Source organism: Rhizobium sp. ERR 942 (assembly GCF_007828395.1).
Classification (GTDB): domain Bacteria; phylum Pseudomonadota; class Alphaproteobacteria; order Rhizobiales; family Rhizobiaceae; genus Rhizobium; species Rhizobium dioscoreae.
In genome coordinates, this window is record NZ_VIUA01000005.1 from 283,934 (window position 1) to 299,864 (window position 15,931).

The window sequence follows — 15,931 nt, forward strand, 5'->3', positions numbered from 1 at the left end:
TCCTATGCGCGTCTTTACTATGCAGAAAAAACAATCGGTTGCGCTCGGTCGCAGCCGGTTCATTCCCTGTTGTCGAATCCGATAAACCGTTTATACATTAACGCATGCTGCCGGACGATGGGCCGGTTGATACCCCCGGGCCGACGTGGCCCGTGGCGCATGTTGGGGAAGTCCGAAGCGGCCTGATTGGATTGCGCCTGATGGCGACAGGTTCTTCGTAGAAAGTTGCAGACAAATTTCGTGAGCGCTTACCGTGATGACGGCGCCTGATGCCGCATGCGGTTTTTCGAGGGGGCCTTCATGCCGATGCTGCCGCGTGCCGTGTTATTCAGCTGTGTTCTTGCCGTGTTTTCGGGCGCCCAGGCGCTGGCGCAGGGTGCGCCGCCGGCTCCGCCCGTCACGGTTGCCAAGCCCATCGTCCGAGATGTTGTCGACAGCGACGAGTTCATTGGGCGCTTCCAGGCGGTCGATGAAGTTTCTGTGCGCTCGCGGGTCGGCGGCTATCTGCAGGAAGTGCATTTCAAGGATGGCGCCATGGTCAAGCAGGGCGACCTGCTTTTCGTCATCGACCAGCGGCCATTCGTGACCGCACTGAACGAATCGACGGCGTCGCTGGAAGTCGCGAAGTCGTCACTGACGCTCGCCGATGCACAATTCAAGCGCGCGCAATCGCTGTCGACAACGGGCAGCCAGTCGGCGTCGACCCTCGACGACCGCCGCCGCGATCTCGTTTCCGCCGAAGCGAATGTGCGTGGCGCGCAGGCCGCTGTCGATCGCGCCAATCTCGACATGGATTTCACCAAGATCACCGCACCGCTCAGCGGCCGCATCGACCGCCGGCTGATTTCCGTCGGCAATCTCGTGCAGGCCGATCAGACCGTGCTGACGACCATCGTGTCGCTCGATCCCATCGATTTCTATTTCGACGTCGACGAGCGCCGGCTGCTCTCCTATGCCGATGAGGCTCGTAAGAACGGCAGTGCCCTCCAGCAGGGCGGCGGCGGGCTGGATGTGACCGTGACCATCGCCGATTCCCGCCAGAAGCCGTTCAAAGGCAAGCTCGATTTCGCCGAAAACCGCGTCGACAACGAAACGGGCACGATCCGTGTCCGCGCCCGCTTCCCGAACCCTGATTTCATCCTGCAGCCCGGCCTGTTCGGACGCGTTCAGGTACAAGGCTCGAACAGCTACAAGGCGATCCTGATCCCCGACGAAGCTATCGGCTCGGACCAGAATCAGCGCGTCGTCTATGTCGCCGATACCGCCGGCAATATCACGCCGAAGCCGGTGCGCCTCGGGCCGAAGCTCTATGGCTATCGCGTCATCCGTGACGGCATGACCGGCGACGAGACGATCGTCGTCAACGGGCTGATGCGGATCCGGCCCGGCGTCAAGGTTACGCCGCAGCTGATCGAGCTGCCGCAGCAGGCGACGAACGACGAGCCGCCGGCCCAGGCCGATGCACAGGGGACCAGCCAATGAGGTTTTCCCACTTCTTCGTCGATCGGCCGATTTTCGCATCGGTCCTCTCCATCGTGCTGCTGATCGTCGGCGGCATCGCTTATTTCCAATTGCCGGTAGCGCAATATCCCGAGGTCGCGCCTCCTACCATCGTCATTCGCACCTCCTATCCCGGTGCCGACGCCCAGACTATCGCCGATACGGTGGCGACGCCGATCGAGCAGGAGGTCAACGGCGTTGAGGACATGCTCTACATGTCCTCCTATTCCAGTGCCGACGGCTCCATGTCGCTGACGGTAACCTTCAAGCTCGGCACCGATCTCGACAAGGCGCAGGTGCTGGTGCAGAACCGCGTCGCCATCGCAGAGCCGCGCCTGCCCGACGACGTCCGCCGCATCGGCATTACGACAGTCAAGAGCTCGCCCGACCTGATGATGGTCGTGCATCTCTTGTCGCCGAATAATCGTTACGACCAGCTCTATATTTCCAACTATGCGCGTACGCGCATCCGCGACATTCTCGTCCGTCTGGACGGTGTTGGCGACGTGCAGCTCTTCGGCGAACGGCAATATTCGCTGCGCATCTGGCTCGATCCGGAAAAGCTCGCGGCCTACGGCATGACCGCCGGCGATATCGTGCAGGCGCTGCGGGATCAGAACGTGCAGGTTTCGGGCGGCGCGATCGGCGGGCCGCCGGTTTCGGGCACCAACGCCTTCCAATACACCGTCACGACCCAGGGGCGCTTTTCCGACGCACGGCAATTCCGCTACGTCATCGTCAAGGCAACCGGCAACGGGCGTCTCGTGCAGTTGCAGGATGTTGCGCGCATCGAGCTCGGCGCCCAGGATTACGTCACCAACAGCTATCTGAACGGCAGCCCGGCGGTGGCGCTCGGCGTCTTTGCCCGGCCCGGCACCAATGCGCTCGCCGCCGCCGCCGATATCCAGAAGACCATGGAGGACTTGTCGCAGGATTTTCCGCAGGGGCTGGAATACCGCATCATCTACAACCCGACGGAGTTCATCGCCGAGTCGATCCACGAGGTCTACAAGACGATCTTCGAGGCGGCGGTTCTCGTCGCCATCGTTGTGCTGGTTTTCCTGCAATCCTGGCGAACGGCGATCATTCCGATTGTCGCAATCCCCGTTTCGCTGATCGGCACTTTCGCCTTCCTGCTCGCCTTCGGCTTCTCGCTGAACATGCTGACACTGTTCGGCCTGGTGCTCGCCATCGGTATCGTCGTCGACGATGCGATCGTGGTGGTGGAGAATGTCGAGCGCAACCTCGCACTCGGCATGACGCCGAAAGAGGCGTCACATGTGACCATGAACGAGGTCGGTACGGCCGTGCTGGCAATCTCGCTGGTGCTGATTGCGGTCTTCGTGCCGACAGCCTTCATTCCCGGCATTTCCGGGCAGTTCTACCGGCAGTTCGCGGTGACGATCTCGGTCGCGACGGCGATTTCCTGCTTGAACTCGCTGACGCTCTCGCCGGCGATCGCCGCGATCGTCCTTCGTCCGCACAGCCACGAGAAATCCAACAATATCTTCGCGCGCTTCGGCCGTGCCCTGGGTGACGGGTTCAATCGGGGTTTCGAGCGAATGAGCCGCGGCTATTCCTGGATCGTCCGCCACCTCGTCACGACGTGGGCGGCTCTCGCCTGCGCGCTTCTCGTCTTTGCCGGGCTGCTCGCCGGCACATGGTATATGGGCCGGATCGTGCCGCAGGGCTTCGTTCCCACCATGGACCAGGGCTATGCCATCGTCGTCGTGCAGCTGCCTGATGGAGCCTCGCTGGCCCGCACCAACGCCGTCATCCAGAAGGCGACCGATATCATCAATAAGACGCCCGGCATCGCCAATGCGGTTGCCTTTGCCGGCTTCAACGGTGCAACCTTCACCAATGCCTCGAATTCGGGTGTCATCTTCACGCCGTTCAAGCCATTCGAGGAGCGGTTGAAGAGCGGCGACACGGCCACCAAGATCATCGGCCAGCTCTTCGGTAGCCTGCAAGGCATCGAGGAGGCTTTCATCATCGCCATTCCGCCGCCGTCGATCCGTGGCATCGGCAATTCCGGCGGCTTCAAGATGCAGATCATGGACCGGGAAAATGCTGACATGCGCCGCATCCTGCCGCTCGCCTATCAGATGATGGGTGTTGCCGCGCAGAATAAGGGCGTCAGCGGCGTCTTCACCACCTTCTCGGCCAACAGCCCGCAATATTTCCTGGCGATCGACCGCGACAAGGCGCGGGCGCTCAACGTGCCGATCCCGAATATCTTCGAGACGCTGTCGATCAATCTCGGCACGTCCTATGTCAACGACTTCAATGCCTTCGGCCGCGTTTATCAGGTGCGGGCGCAGGCCGATCAGCAATATCGCATGGACCGCGAGGATATTCTGGCGCTGAAGGTGCGTTCGGCGACCGGAGCGCTCGTACCGCTCGGCACGCTGGTCGATATCCGGGATACGACCGGGCCGACGCTGGTGCAGCGCTATAACATGTATGTCTCGGTCCCCCTTCAAGGTAATCCGGGGCCGGGTGTCTCTACCGGCTCGGCCCTCGATATCATGGAAGGGCTGGCGAAGAACCTCCTGCCTTCGGGCACGACTTTCGAATGGACGGAGCTTGCCTATCAGGAAAAGCATACCGGCAATACCGCGATCTATATCTTCGCCCTGTCGGTCATCTTCGTCTTCCTGGCGCTGTCGGCGCAATATGAAAGCTGGATCCTGCCGCTTGCGATCATTCTCATCGTGCCGCTGGCGGTTCTGGCGGCGCTGATCGGCGTGCATCTGAGGGGGATGGACAACAATATCCTCACGCAGATCGGGCTTATCGTGCTGATAGGCCTTGCGGCCAAGAACGCGATCCTGATCGTGGAGTTTGCCCGACAAGCGCAGGCTGAGGGAAAGAGCGCCGTCGAGGCGGCCATCGAGGCCAGCCACCTGCGTCTGCGTCCGATCTTGATGACGGCCTTCGCCTTTATCTTCGGCGTCGTGCCGCTGATGATTGCCACAGGCCCCGGCGCGGAAATGCGGCAATCGCTCGGTACGGCCGTCTTTTCGGGCATGCTCGGCGTGACGCTGTTCGGTCTGTTCCTGACGCCGGTTTTCTATGTCGTTCTGCGCCGGCGGCGCAAGCAGGCGGAAGCCGCGCAGGAGCCCTCGGCCACCGATGCCGCGGCACAATGATGCCTGACCAAGCGGCTGGGTGTTTCACGGGAAACGCTCAACCGCCCTATCCCATTGTTTTTACGGGTTTCAGGCAGGAAGCTGCTGCGAGCTTTCGGGGGGGGCCTGAGAGCGTTTCAGTTTTTCACGGAATCTCTGAGCCGCTCTATCTCTTTGGCTGTACGCAATCCCGGACGGAAGACCGCTGCGCACTTTTCCTAGAATTGCTTTAGAGATGCGGGTTGCGAGGCCGGTATTTCTTGACCAGCTGCTGGTTGGTTTCCTTGGCGCCCGGCATGTTGGCGCTGAGGTAGACGGGCGGATTGCCATCCTTGCAGAGTTCGGCAGCGACATCGGCGAAGATGGCGTTCAGGACCGTCGTACCGACTGCTGTCGAGGCCGGCCCGACCTTCAGCTCCGTGCCCGGCAGATCGATCATGGCATCGCCCGGCGGCAAGCCGTTGTCCAGCACGATATCGGCGATGTCGGCCAATCTCCGGCGTCCATTGGCGATGGCGGCCGAATAGGCGAGCGATGTGATGGCGATGACCGTCGCGCCGATTTCGCGGCCATAATCGGCCGCCTCGATCGGCGCGGCGTTGACGCCGGAATTGGAGGCGATAATCAGCACGTCGCCCGGCTGCATGCCATAGCGTTCGAAGACCGGGCGGATAAGCCCTTCGGTGCGCTCATAGACCGAGCTGATAACGGCGCCTTCATGCAGCATGGCAGAGCCCACCAGCACGGGGATGGTGAAGGCGAGGCCGCCGGCGCGATAATGCACCTCCTCGGCCAGCATGTGCGAGTGGCCGGTGCCGAAGACATAGACGCGGCGATCGGCGCGTGCGGCCGCGCAAATGGCGGCCGAAGCCCTCGACATCGGCTCGGCCAGCGTTTCACGCAAGGTTTCCAGCCGGCCGATGAGGGCGGTGAAATAGCTGTCCGTGACTGCGGTCATGCCGAGCCTCCTTTTCAAATTTTAGGCCGAAGGCTGGCCGGAGATCCATGTTTCGGTGACTTCGATGGCGTCGTTGATGTGGACGAGATCGGCGCGGGTTCCCGGCGTCAGATAGCCGCGGTCGGTAAGCCGCAGGAAGCGGGCGGGATAGGACGTCGCCATGCGCAGGGCCTCAGCCAGCGGCAGCTCGAGAATATTGACGCCGTAGCGGATGGTGGAGGCCATATCGACATCGGAGCCCGCCAGCGTGCCGTCATCGAGCGTCAGCTTGGAGCAATAGCCGCCCTTGGTGCGATAGACCGTGCGGCCGTTCAGCGTAAAGCTCGGAAGATCGGTGCCGACGAGCGACATGGCATCCGTGACGAAGAACAGCCGGCCTTCGCCGCGCTTTGCACGCAGCGCGACGCGTAGTGCTATCGGATCGACATGATGGCCGTCGGCGATGATGCCGCACCAGGGGGCAGGGTGATCGATCGCCGCACCGACGAGACCGGGTGCGCGATGGCCCATCTGGCTCATGGCGTTGAAAAGATGGGTAACGCCGCGCGCACCGGCATCGAAACGCGCATCGGCGGCTTCCGCCGTGCAATCGCTATGGCCGATGCTGACGATGACGCCGCCTTCGGCGAGTGCCTGCACCTGCCGCTCGGTGACCTGCTCGGCCGCAATCGTCACCAGCAAGGTGCCGATCGCCTCACGGGCGCGGATGAAGGTCCGGACGTCGCTGTCTTCGACCGGGCGCATCAGCTCGGCAAGATGCGCGCCCTTGCGGGCCGGCGCCAGATGGGGGCCTTCCAGATGCAGTCCGGCGACGCCGCGATTGGCTTTCACCGCCTCGATCGCGCCTTCGATCGCCGCCGCGCTCGCGGCCGCGACATCGGTGATCAGCGTCGGCAGTAGCGATGTCGTACCGTAGGGGCGGTGTCCTGCGGCGATCATAAACATGGAGTCGGCCGAGGGCTCGTCATTCAACATGCGGCCGCCGCCACCATTGACCTGCGCGTCGATGAAGCCGGGAGCAAGCACACCGCCGTTCAACGCGATCGTTTCGGCATTGTCGGGCACATCATTGGCACCGGTAATGGCATGGATACGGCCATTACCGATCACCAATGCGCTATCCTCGTGAAACCGATCGCCATCGAAGATGCGGGCGCCGGTAAAGACCTTGTAGTCCATCACATGGTCTCCGTTACCTTGAGGAGATTAGCCGGCTTGTCCGGGTCGAAACCCTTGCGACGCGTCACCGACTCGATGAGACGATAGTAGCACAGCAGCGACACGAGCGGATCGAGCAGGCCGTTGCCCGTCGTCGGCATGCGCAGGTTTATGCCGGCAAGCGGTGCGGTCGAGAAGGAGACGGCTGTGGCGCCGAGCTTCTGCAGGCGTTCGAGCGCCTGAGCATTGTTGGCAAAGGCAGCATCGTCGGGCGAGAAGGCGACGATCGGGAAGCCCGGCTGCACGAGGCGCATCGGGCCGTGCATGAGTTCGGCCAGCGAGAAGGCTTCGGCATGAAGGCTGGCTGTTTCCTTGGCCTTTAGAGCTGCTTCCAGCGCGATAGCGAAGGCGGGGCCGCGCCCGCCGGTATAGAGCGAGGAGGCATTGAAAAGCACATCCTCGGCAGCCTTGCCGTCGATGCCCGAGGTGGCGGCAAGCGCTTCCGGCAGTTTCGCAAGGCCGTCGATCAGGGCCTTATCCTGCGAAATCGCTGCCGTCACGCCGGCAAGGGCGGCAACCGAGGCGATGAAGGATTTTGTCGCAGCGACGCTCTGTTCCTTGCCAGCATTGAGGCCGAGCACGACGTCGGCTTCCTTGGCGAGCGGGCTGTCGGTGACGTTGACCACGGCGATCGTGGTGGCGCCACCCTTCTTGGCAGCGGCTTGCAGGGCGATAATGTCAGGGCTGCCGCCGGACTGGGAGACGGTGAAGTGGATGCCGCCCTTCAGATGCAGTGGTGCGCCATAGACGGAGGCGATCGACGGGCCGACAGAAGCGACGGGGACGCCGCAGGAGATTTCGAAGAGATACTTGAAGAAGGTGGCGGCATGGTCCGAAGAGCCACGCGCGGCCGTCGTGATCAGCGATGGACGACCGGTCGAGAAGAGCTTCGCGATCTCGGCGAAAGCTGGCTTTTCCTTTTCAAGCAGCGTCGCAACCACCTCGGGCGATTGGCCGGCTTCCGTCAGCATCAGGGATTGGGTTTCGCTCATAGGTCATCTCCAATTCTCAATTCAGCAACAAAATCATAGGCATCGCCGCGATAATGCGAGCGGGTATATTCAACGACGCGCTGGTCGGCCAGGCGGGAGACGCGTTCGATCAGAAGCGCCGGCGCGCCGGCCTTCACGGTCAGGATCGAGGCGGAGGTCGGGTCGAGCGTCACAGCGGTCAGCCTTTGCTGGGCACGCACCGGCTTGAAACCCTTGGCAGCAAGGGCGTCATAGAGCGATCCTTCGGATATGGCATCTTCGCCCAGAAACTTGATGGGAACGACGGCGCGCTCGATAGCGAGTGGCTGGCCATCCGCCAGGCGCAGTCGGTCGAGCCGCAACACGGGCTCATCAAGGCTGAGGCCGAGCAGGAACGATTCCTCCGGCGCCGGTGCGCTGACGGTGCGTGACAGGATGCGCGCCGCCGGTTCGCGGCCGCGCGAGCGCATGTCGGCGGAGAAGGAGGAGAGGCGCCAGAGTGGTTGCTCGATGCGCTCGACATGCTGCGAGACGAAGGTGCCGCTGCCGTGGCGGGATTCGATGACGCCCGAGGCGAGGAGATCGCGATAGGCGGTACGCACCGTGACGCGGCCAATTTCCAACGCTCCGGCTAGGTCTCGCTCGCCCGGCAACGCCGTGCCCGGCTTCAGCAAACCTTCCTGGATGAGGCCGGTCAGCGCCTGCGCCAGGCGCTTGTAAAGCGGTCCGCTCGCGGTCTCGTCGCTCAAACCGCGATTGTTCAATTCGAGGATCAAACTGGTTCTATCCATGGTGTTTATATAGAACCTATTTAGAACCAATTCACAAGGTGAATCTGGTCGCATCGCAAAAAAGAATCGGCCGGGCGCTTTGGACGCCCGGCCGACTTTCAAATGAGCGGGCCATGCCCAACTCAGTTCTTGGTGAAGATATAATCCGTTTCCTGCCGCAATACCTCGCCCGGGCGGAGCACGGCATTGGGGAAGCCTTGGTGGTTGATGGCGTCGGGCCAAACCTGCGTTTCCAGGCAGAAACCGGCAAACGGGCCGATCTTGCGGCCGTCATGGCCGGGAACCGGCACGTCCAGCTTGAAACCGGTATAAAACTGCACGCCGGGCTCGGTGGTGCGCACCTCGAGCGAGACGCCGGAATTGACGCTGCGGGCAAGGACCACGGACCGCTTGGCGGTACGCTCGGTCGAGAGGCAGAAATTGTGGTCGTAAAGCGCCTGCTCGCTTCCTTCGAAGCGCTTCATCGGCGCCATCTCGCGGAAATCGAAGGCGGTGCCTTCGACGGAGCGGATCTCACCGGTCGGCACCTGCTTGTCATCGGTCGGCGTGTAATGGTCGGCGGCGATCATGATATCGTGGCCAAGTGCATCGTCGCGGCCATCGAGATTGAAATAGGCGTGCTGACAGACATTGGCGAGCGTCGGCTGATCGGTGGTCGATTCGTAGGTGACCGACAGTTCGCCATTGCCATGGACCCAATAGGTCGCCTGGATCGTGCAATTGCCGGGATAGCCGGCACGACCATCGGGATCGACGATCTTCAGGACGACGCGGTCGGTATCGTGCTCGACGATGGTCCAGTTGCGCTTGGCGATATTGTTCTTGCCGCCATGCAGATGGGTGACGCCCTTCTCATTGAGCTCCAGCTGGTACTGCTTGCCGTCGAGCGTGAAGCGGCCGGCGCCGATGCGATTGGCGCAGCGGCCGGGCGTGGCGCCGAAATAGGAGGAATGAGCCGGATAGTCAGAGAAATTGTCGAAACCGAGCAGGAGCGCCGGCTCATGGCCATCAAGACGCAGATCCTGGATGACCGCGCCCCAGGACATGATATGAGCGGTCAGGCCGCCACCGACGATCTTGACGCGATAAACGGTCTCCCCATCCGCCGTCGTCCCAAAATGTTCCCGCTGCAAAGTGCTTTCCGTCATATCAGCTCATCCATTGCTTTTGAGTATGCGAGGTCAGACCCTGCCTCCATTCGCGCCGTTCCGCAACCGGGCAGAAGGCGAAATTTAAGGGCAAGCGGAAAGGGATCAAGGTCTGATTAGGCTTTGCCCATAGCTAGACTGACAGGCTATGCTGTGAATGTGAGGCGCATAAGACAGGCGGTCGATTTCGTCCTGATCCGTTCGGCTTATCGTGAAGAGAGCTGGCTGTCCGTCTGCTGAAAAGCGTTCTGATCATTTGGTTCGACCCATCCGCTTTTTCGGTCTTCATGATCACCATCAACCTGTCGCCGCGAACGGCGAGAAGGATGTAGAACGCCTTTTGACTGTATTTTTCCACGTAGGAGTTCCAACGTCCCATGCCTGCCGCGTAGTTGGAATTTCCGTAGCTGCTCGTCTCGGCGGTGGCGCTCCAGCCGTTGTTCGTGCTGATCCTCATGAATCTGCCTTGCCTGATTATTCCCACGCGGCATTTTTCACCGGCGCTCACGTTGGAGTCGATCTGTTCCCATTGTCCGGAGAAGTCCTCTTCCTCGGATCTTGCCTGCTGCGAGACGAGCAAAGTGATTGCGATGAAGAGAAGTAATTTTACAGCGTGGTGCACGCACATCTCCACCAGTTTCCGCAGCGATTTGGGACGGTATCTGCTGTGCTTCTTTATCTACAAATGGTTGTGGTAATTTGGTGGCGCTGCGGCATGCAAATGCTGATCAGTCAGCGCGACAAATCTCTTGTCGCTCTCTCCAGCCCGCCGAGCGTCAGGGGATACATGCGATCGGTCATCAGCCGGCGGATCATCGAGATCGAGGTCGTATGGCCCCAATAGCTTTCCGGCACGGGATTGATCCAGACGCATTTGCGGAAATGGCCGGTCATGCGGGCGAGCCAGGTCTCGCCGGCCTCCTTGTTCCAGTGCTCCACCGAGCCGCCTGGCTGAGTGATCTCATAGGGGCTCATGGATGCGTCGCCGACGAAGACGACGCGGTAGTCGGGACCGAAGGTGCGGATGAGGTCGGTCGTTGCCGTAATATCGACGCGCCGGCGGCGATTGTCCTTCCACACGCCTTCATAGAGGCAATTGTGGAAGTAAAAATACTCCATGTGGCGAAATTCCGCGCGGGCGGCGGAGAAGAGTTCCTCCACGACGCGGATATGGTCGTCCATCGATCCGCCGACATCGAAGAACATCAGCAGCTTCACCGCGTTGCGGCGTTCCGGCCGTGTCTGGACATCGAGATAGCCATGCTCCGCGGTGGAGCGGATCGTGCCGGAAAGATCAAGTTCCTCGGCCGCGCCCTCGCGCACCCAGCGGCGCAGGCGCTTTAGCGCCACCTTGATGTTGCGGGTGCCGAGCTCGACGCCGTCGTCGAGATTCCTGAAGTCGCGCCGATCCCAGACTTTTACCGCCCGGCGATGGCGCGAGGTTTCCTGGCCGATGCGCACGCCTTCCGGATTGTAGCCGTAGGCGCCGAAGGGCGAGGTGCCTGCCGTGCCAATCCATTTCGAGCCGCCCTGATGCCGGCCCTTCTGCTCGGCCAGCCGTTCGCGCAGCGTCTCCATCAGCTTGTCGAAGCCGCCGAGCGCCTCGATCTGCCGTCTTTCGTCTTCGGTCAGATGCCGCTCGGCAAGTTTGCGCAGCCATTCCTCGGGAATGGCGGTCGGCTCCATTGCTTCTCCGTCGGCATTGCCGCCGATCGCCTCGACGCCGCGAAAGTAATCGGCGAAGACCTGATCGAAGCGATCGATGAAGCGTTCGTCCTTAATTAGCGTCGCGCGGGCCAAATAGTAGAAGGCCTCCACGTCGTAATCGGCAATCCCTTCTTCCATTCCCTCAAGCAGCGAGAGGAATTCCCGGAGCGTCACCGGAACCTTCGCTTCCTTAAGTTTCAGGAAGAAGGGAATGAACAAGCCTCACGTCCTTTCCTGGCCGATCTCCTCCAGATCATACGGCGTGGTCTGGTAGATCTCGTTGATCCAGTTGCCGAAGAACAGATGCGCGTGGCTGCGCCACCGGTTTTGCGGAGGAATTTCCGGATCGTTATGCGGGAAGTAGTTGTGCGGCATCTTGATCGGCACGCCCGCATTCACATCCCGGAAATACTCGTCCGCCAGCGACGTGGAATCATACTCCACGTGATTGAACATGTAGAGCCGGTTGCAGGCTTGTTCGTGCACGAGACAGACGCCCATCTCGCTCGAGTCCATCAGGATTTCCAGGCCGGGCACTTTTTCGATGTCTGCGCGGCGCACTTCGGTCCAGCGGGACACCGGAATGGCGAAATCGTCGGAAAAGCCGTTGAGATAGACCGAAGAGGGCTTCAGGTTCTGGTGGCGATAGACGCCAAAAGCCTTCTCCGTCAGCGTATATTTCGGCACCTTGTGGAAATGGTAGATCGCCGCCATCGCCCCCCAGCAGACGTTCATCGTCGAATGGACGTTGGTGGTCGTCCAGTCCAAGATCTCCTGCATCTCGTTCCAGTAGGTGACGTCCTCATATTCCAGCAGCTCGATCGGTGCGCCGGTTATGATGAAGCCGTCGAACTTGCGGTGCTTCACTTCTTCCCACGTCTCGTAGAAAGCAAGCAGATGCTCCTGCGAGGTGTTCTTGGCCTTGTGGCCGCCAACGCGCACCAGCGAAAACTCCACCTGCAGCGGCGATGCGCCGACCAGGCGCGCCATCTGGATCTCGGTCTTGATCTTGTTCGGCATGAGGTTGAGAAGCCCGATCTGAAGGGGGCGGATATCCTGTCGGAACGCCACCGTTTCGGTCATCACCCGCACACCCTCATTCTGGAGGGTTTCAAACGCGGGGAGCGTATCGGGAATCTTGATGGGCATCGTTTCACTCGCCAAATACAAAAAAACCGGCCGCGATAAGAATCGCTACCGGTCCGCACGCGGCCCTTTAGCGACTTATTTAACGTGGCTGCAAGCCGGCCGGCCAAATCACCACGAGGGAAATTTCATAAACCCGACATCTCCGCGGGTCAATGGGGCAAACCCCAGCGGGCCGCCTCTCCCTTCGAGGCCCTGGCCTTTACGCTGACGCTTCAACGCCAGGGCACCTCAGGGTGAGGCGGAGAGGATTCGAGCCGAGATACAAGAGATCAGACCTCACCCTGAGGTGCGGAGGCTAAAAGCCGGAGCCTCGAAGGGCGAGGGCGGGTGATGATCTCGTTATCCCTTGGAGAAGGGTTCCGCAGTTTTATGCGCGGAAAGCGCGGCATCCGACTGAATCACTTCCCTTGCCCTCGCACCATGAAAGCCAGCCGCTCGAACAGATGCACGTCCTGCTCGTTCTTCAGAAGCGCGCCATGCAGTTTCGGCAACGCGTTCTTCGCATCGGCGCGTAGCGTTTCGGGATCGATATCGTCTGTAACAAGCAGGCGAATCCAGTCGAGCGCTTCGGAGGTCGAAGGCTTCTTCTTCAGGCCAGGCACGTCGCGGATTTCGAAGAATTGCGTCAGTGCCGCATGAACGAGCGCCTGCTTGATGCCGGGATAATGCACCTCGACGATGCGCTTCAGCGTCTCCATGTCGGGAAAGCGGATATAGTGGAAGAAACAGCGGCGCAGGAAGGCGTCCGGCAGTTCCTTCTCGTTGTTCGAGGTGATGATGACGATCGGGCGGATCGCGGCCCGGATGGTCTCCCCGGTCTCGTAGACATGGAATTCCATGCGGTCGAGTTCCTGCAGGAGATCGTTCGGGAATTCGATATCGGCCTTGTCGATCTCGTCGATCAGCAGCACGCACTTCTTCAGCGAGGTGAAGGCCTGCCAGAGCTTGCCCTGGCGGATATAGTTCCTGACATCATGAACTCTGACGTCGCTAAGCTGGCTGTCGCGCAGGCGTGAAACCGCATCATATTCGTAGAGACCCTGCTGGGCTTTCGTCGTCGATTTGACATTCCACTCGATCAGGTCGAGACCGAGCGCGGCCGCCACCTGGCGTGCAAGTTCGGTCTTGCCCGTACCAGGTTCGCCCTTTACGAGAAGCGGACGCTCCAACCTTATGGCGGCATTGACGGCGACCATCAGATCCTTGTCGGCGATATAGTCGGCGGTTCCCTGGAATTGCATCGGAAGGCTTTCTCAATCTTTCGAGCGCAAGCTAATTGCTGACCTTATTCGGTTCAAGACGCGAAACCGTGTATATAGGAATGTGATCCCACCGATCTATTGCAAGGGTGGACATGAGGGCGGGTCATGATTAACTGACGGGACGCGTCGCAGGGAAGTGCTGATGGCAGTTGAAAAGCAAGCCAAGCCGAATATCCAGGGAAATGAACAGGTCGGATACGATTTGAGCCTTTTCTTTCGGCTGAGGATGATGTTCTCCGCTTTCTGGAATTCGGCTGTTCGCATCAAGATCATTTCCCTGACCATCGCGCTTTTCGTGATCATTCTGGTCACGGCCTATGTCCAGGTGCTGCTCAACAACTGGAATGCGCCCTTCTACGATTCGCTGGCAAGGCGCGATATTTCCGCTTTCTTCCATCAGCTCGGCGTCTTCGGCATCATCGCCGGCTCGCTGCTGGTCCTCAATGTCGTTCAGGCCTGGCTCAACCAGATGACCGCGCTCTACATGCGTGAGGGGCTGGCGCGCGATCTGGTCGATCAATGGCTGCAGGCCAAGCGTGCGCTTCGTCTTGCCTCCTCCGGCCTGATCGGCGTCAATCCCGACCAGCGGTTGCATGAGGACGCCCGCAATCTTGCCGAAAGCTCGACGGGGCTTGCCATTGGACTGGTACAGGCGACGATCCTGCTTTTGAGCTTCATCGGCGTGCTCTGGGAGCTCTCCAGCGGCATGGTCTTTCACCTCCGGGGCATGAGCTTCTCCATTCCCGGCTACATGGTCTGGGCGGCAATCCTCTATGCCGGATCCGCCTCTTTCCTCAGCCAATTTGTTGGCCGGCGTCTGGTGAGATTGAATGCAGACCGCTATTCGAAGGAAGCCGAGCTGCGCTTCGCGCTCATGCATGCCAATGAGCATATGCCGGCAATCACCATCGCCGGAGGCGAGGAGAACGAGCGCCGGCGGATCAATCTCGACATATCGGCCGTGCTTGCTGTCATCCGTCAGCTTGCCATCGCCAATACCAATCTCACCTGGGTTTCGGCCGGCTATGGCTGGCTGGTGCTGATCATTCCCATCCTCGTTGCCGCGCCCGCCTATTTCTCCGGCGGCCTGACCTTCGGTCAGCTGATGGTGGCCGTCGGCGCCTTCAATCAGGTCAATTCCGCGCTGCGCTGGTATGTCGCCAATTTCGGCCCGATTGCCGAATGGCGTGCGACGCTGATGCGCGTGACCGATTTCCGCAAGGCACTGACGGAAATGGACGATAAAATGCCGATGCCGCACACCCTCGTCTTCGAAAAGGCGGCGCCGGGCACGATGGTCTGGACCGATCTGGAGATTTCGACGAAGACCAGCGACGAGGCGACGGAAAACGGCTTCCGGATCGCGGAGGGTACGGTCACGATCAATGCCGGCGAGCATGTGATGATCAACGGCGATCACGGCGTGAACCGCAGGCTGCTGTTCGAGGTGCTGGCGCATCAATGGTATAGCGGTTCCGGCACGGTCAGCCTGCCGCCGATGGACGACATGCTGTTCGTGCCGCACACGCCCTATGTGCCGACCGGCACCCTCAGGGAGGCAATCTGTTTTCCGGACGATCGGGACGCCTATGACGATGCCGCCGTCGATGCCGTCATCGACAAGGTAGGGCTTGGCCGTCTGAAGAGCCGTCTCGATACGCAGGCTCGCTGGGATCGATTGCTCGATACCGAAGAGCAGAAAGCCGTCGGTTTTGCCCACTTGCTGCTCGCAAAGCCGAAATGGGTCGTCTTCGATGATGCCTTGGAAGGGCTGGAGGCCGAGGTTCAGGCGAAGGCCTTTGCTCTGCTGGCCGAGCTGGAAGATGCAACCCTTATCTATATCGGCCGCTCCGACGCCTTCATGCACGCCATGTCGCCGCGCGTCCTGCATCTGCAGTCCCTGGCTCCGCATGAGCACAGCACCGATATGCAAACGCCTTCCGAAACTACCGGTGCGGCGCAGGTGGATGAGAAAAAGGCCAGTGCGCCATAACCAGGTCCACCGCAACCAGGGCGGTACGGCAAGTCTTGGCGCAGTCGCTGCCCCTCCGGCTTCAATTCTCCCAAAACGCAAAACGCCCCGTCACCAGGAC

Annotated in this window: 12 protein-coding genes and 1 riboswitch; of the genes, 3 read left to right on the forward strand and 9 right to left on the reverse strand. The window is 60.8% G+C overall.

What is annotated here, in order from left to right; all coding sequences use genetic code 11:
• Positions 1 to 306 precede the first annotated feature (306 nt).
• Positions 307 to 1,482: an efflux RND transporter periplasmic adaptor subunit gene (locus tag FBZ97_RS21460; RefSeq protein WP_173002563.1), complete on the forward strand. Its 1,176-nt coding sequence runs from the start codon at positions 307 to 309 to the stop codon at positions 1,480 to 1,482.
• Positions 1,479 to 4,655 (forward strand): multidrug efflux RND transporter permease subunit, encoded by a 3,177-nt coding sequence (locus FBZ97_RS21465; RefSeq protein ID WP_113352714.1) that lies wholly within the window; start codon positions 1,479 to 1,481, stop codon positions 4,653 to 4,655. Before FBZ97_RS21460 ends, FBZ97_RS21465 begins: the two co-directional genes overlap by 4 nt.
• A gap of 208 nt (positions 4,656 to 4,863) precedes the next feature.
• On the opposite strand, the gene FBZ97_RS21470 is transcribed toward FBZ97_RS21465, so the two are convergent.
• The 9 genes from FBZ97_RS21470 to FBZ97_RS21510 form a co-directional block, all read right to left on the reverse strand.
• Entirely contained in the window at positions 4,864 to 5,592 is a 729-nt protein-coding gene (locus FBZ97_RS21470) for an SIS domain-containing protein (protein WP_113352713.1), read from the reverse strand.
• A 21-nt stretch (positions 5,593 to 5,613) separates the two neighbouring features.
• Complete coding sequence (gene nagA / locus FBZ97_RS21475) at positions 5,614 to 6,771, reverse strand: N-acetylglucosamine-6-phosphate deacetylase (protein ID WP_113389788.1); 1,158 nt, start codon at positions 6,769 to 6,771, stop codon at positions 5,614 to 5,616.
• Positions 6,771 to 7,802: an SIS domain-containing protein gene (locus FBZ97_RS21480; protein ID WP_113389789.1), complete on the reverse strand. Its 1,032-nt coding sequence runs from the start codon at positions 7,800 to 7,802 to the stop codon at positions 6,771 to 6,773. Before FBZ97_RS21480 ends, nagA begins: the two co-directional genes overlap by 1 nt.
• A complete protein-coding gene (locus tag FBZ97_RS21485; RefSeq protein ID WP_112724171.1) occupies positions 7,799 to 8,572 on the reverse strand; it encodes a GntR family transcriptional regulator in 774 nt (257 codons plus the stop codon). Before FBZ97_RS21485 ends, FBZ97_RS21480 begins: the two co-directional genes overlap by 4 nt.
• Positions 8,573 to 8,694: 122 nt before the next feature.
• On the reverse strand, positions 8,695 to 9,720 hold the full coding sequence (locus tag FBZ97_RS21490) for an aldose epimerase family protein (protein WP_113331483.1): 1,026 nt from the start codon (positions 9,718 to 9,720) through the stop codon (positions 8,695 to 8,697).
• Positions 9,721 to 9,853: 133 nt separating this feature from the next.
• Positions 9,854 to 10,342 (reverse strand): hypothetical protein, encoded by a 489-nt coding sequence (locus FBZ97_RS21495; protein WP_145321906.1) that lies wholly within the window; start codon positions 10,340 to 10,342, stop codon positions 9,854 to 9,856.
• 110 nt (positions 10,343 to 10,452) lie between these two features.
• On the reverse strand, positions 10,453 to 11,646 hold the full coding sequence (locus FBZ97_RS21500; RefSeq protein ID WP_145321908.1) for a VWA domain-containing protein: 1,194 nt from the start codon (positions 11,644 to 11,646) through the stop codon (positions 10,453 to 10,455).
• A gap of 3 nt (positions 11,647 to 11,649) precedes the next feature.
• Positions 11,650 to 12,576 (reverse strand): homoserine O-succinyltransferase, encoded by a 927-nt coding sequence (gene metA / locus FBZ97_RS21505; protein WP_113331489.1) that lies wholly within the window; start codon positions 12,574 to 12,576, stop codon positions 11,650 to 11,652.
• 47 nt (positions 12,577 to 12,623) lie between these two features.
• A riboswitch (SAM riboswitch) is annotated at positions 12,624 to 12,701 on the reverse strand.
• A gap of 273 nt (positions 12,702 to 12,974) precedes the next feature.
• Entirely contained in the window at positions 12,975 to 13,817 is an 843-nt protein-coding gene (locus FBZ97_RS21510; protein ID WP_145321910.1) for a MoxR family ATPase, read from the reverse strand.
• A gap of 163 nt (positions 13,818 to 13,980) precedes the next feature.
• Here FBZ97_RS21510 and FBZ97_RS21515 point away from each other — a divergent pair, with 163 nt between their 5' ends.
• The gene (locus FBZ97_RS21515) at positions 13,981 to 15,831 is read left to right on the forward strand and encodes an ABC transporter ATP-binding protein/permease (RefSeq protein ID WP_145321912.1); all 1,851 of its coding nucleotides are present in this window, start codon (positions 13,981 to 13,983) and stop codon (positions 15,829 to 15,831) included.
• Positions 15,832 to 15,931 lie beyond the last annotated feature (100 nt).

Excerpts from the sequence above, each read along its gene's own strand:
- FBZ97_RS21470 (WP_113352713.1), bottom strand. The coding sequence starts at position 5,592 with ATGACCGCAGTCACGGACAGCTATTTCACCGCCCTCATCGGCCGGCTG.
- FBZ97_RS21510 (WP_145321910.1), bottom strand. The coding sequence starts at position 13,817 with ATGCAATTCCAGGGAACCGCCGACTATATCGCCGACAAGGATCTGATG.
- FBZ97_RS21460 (WP_173002563.1), top strand. The coding sequence starts at position 307 with ATGCTGCCGCGTGCCGTGTTATTCAGCTGTGTTCTTGCCGTGTTTTCG.
- nagA (WP_113389788.1), bottom strand. The coding sequence starts at position 6,771 with ATGGACTACAAGGTCTTTACCGGCGCCCGCATCTTCGATGGCGATCGG.
- FBZ97_RS21515 (WP_145321912.1), top strand. The coding sequence starts at position 13,981 with ATGGCAGTTGAAAAGCAAGCCAAGCCGAATATCCAGGGAAATGAACAG.
- FBZ97_RS21485 (WP_112724171.1), bottom strand. The coding sequence starts at position 8,572 with ATGGATAGAACCAGTTTGATCCTCGAATTGAACAATCGCGGTTTGAGC.
- FBZ97_RS21465 (WP_113352714.1), top strand. The coding sequence starts at position 1,479 with ATGAGGTTTTCCCACTTCTTCGTCGATCGGCCGATTTTCGCATCGGTC.
- metA (WP_113331489.1), bottom strand. The coding sequence starts at position 12,576 with ATGCCCATCAAGATTCCCGATACGCTCCCCGCGTTTGAAACCCTCCAG.
- FBZ97_RS21480 (WP_113389789.1), bottom strand. The coding sequence starts at position 7,802 with ATGAGCGAAACCCAATCCCTGATGCTGACGGAAGCCGGCCAATCGCCC.
- FBZ97_RS21490 (WP_113331483.1), bottom strand. The coding sequence starts at position 9,720 with ATGACGGAAAGCACTTTGCAGCGGGAACATTTTGGGACGACGGCGGAT.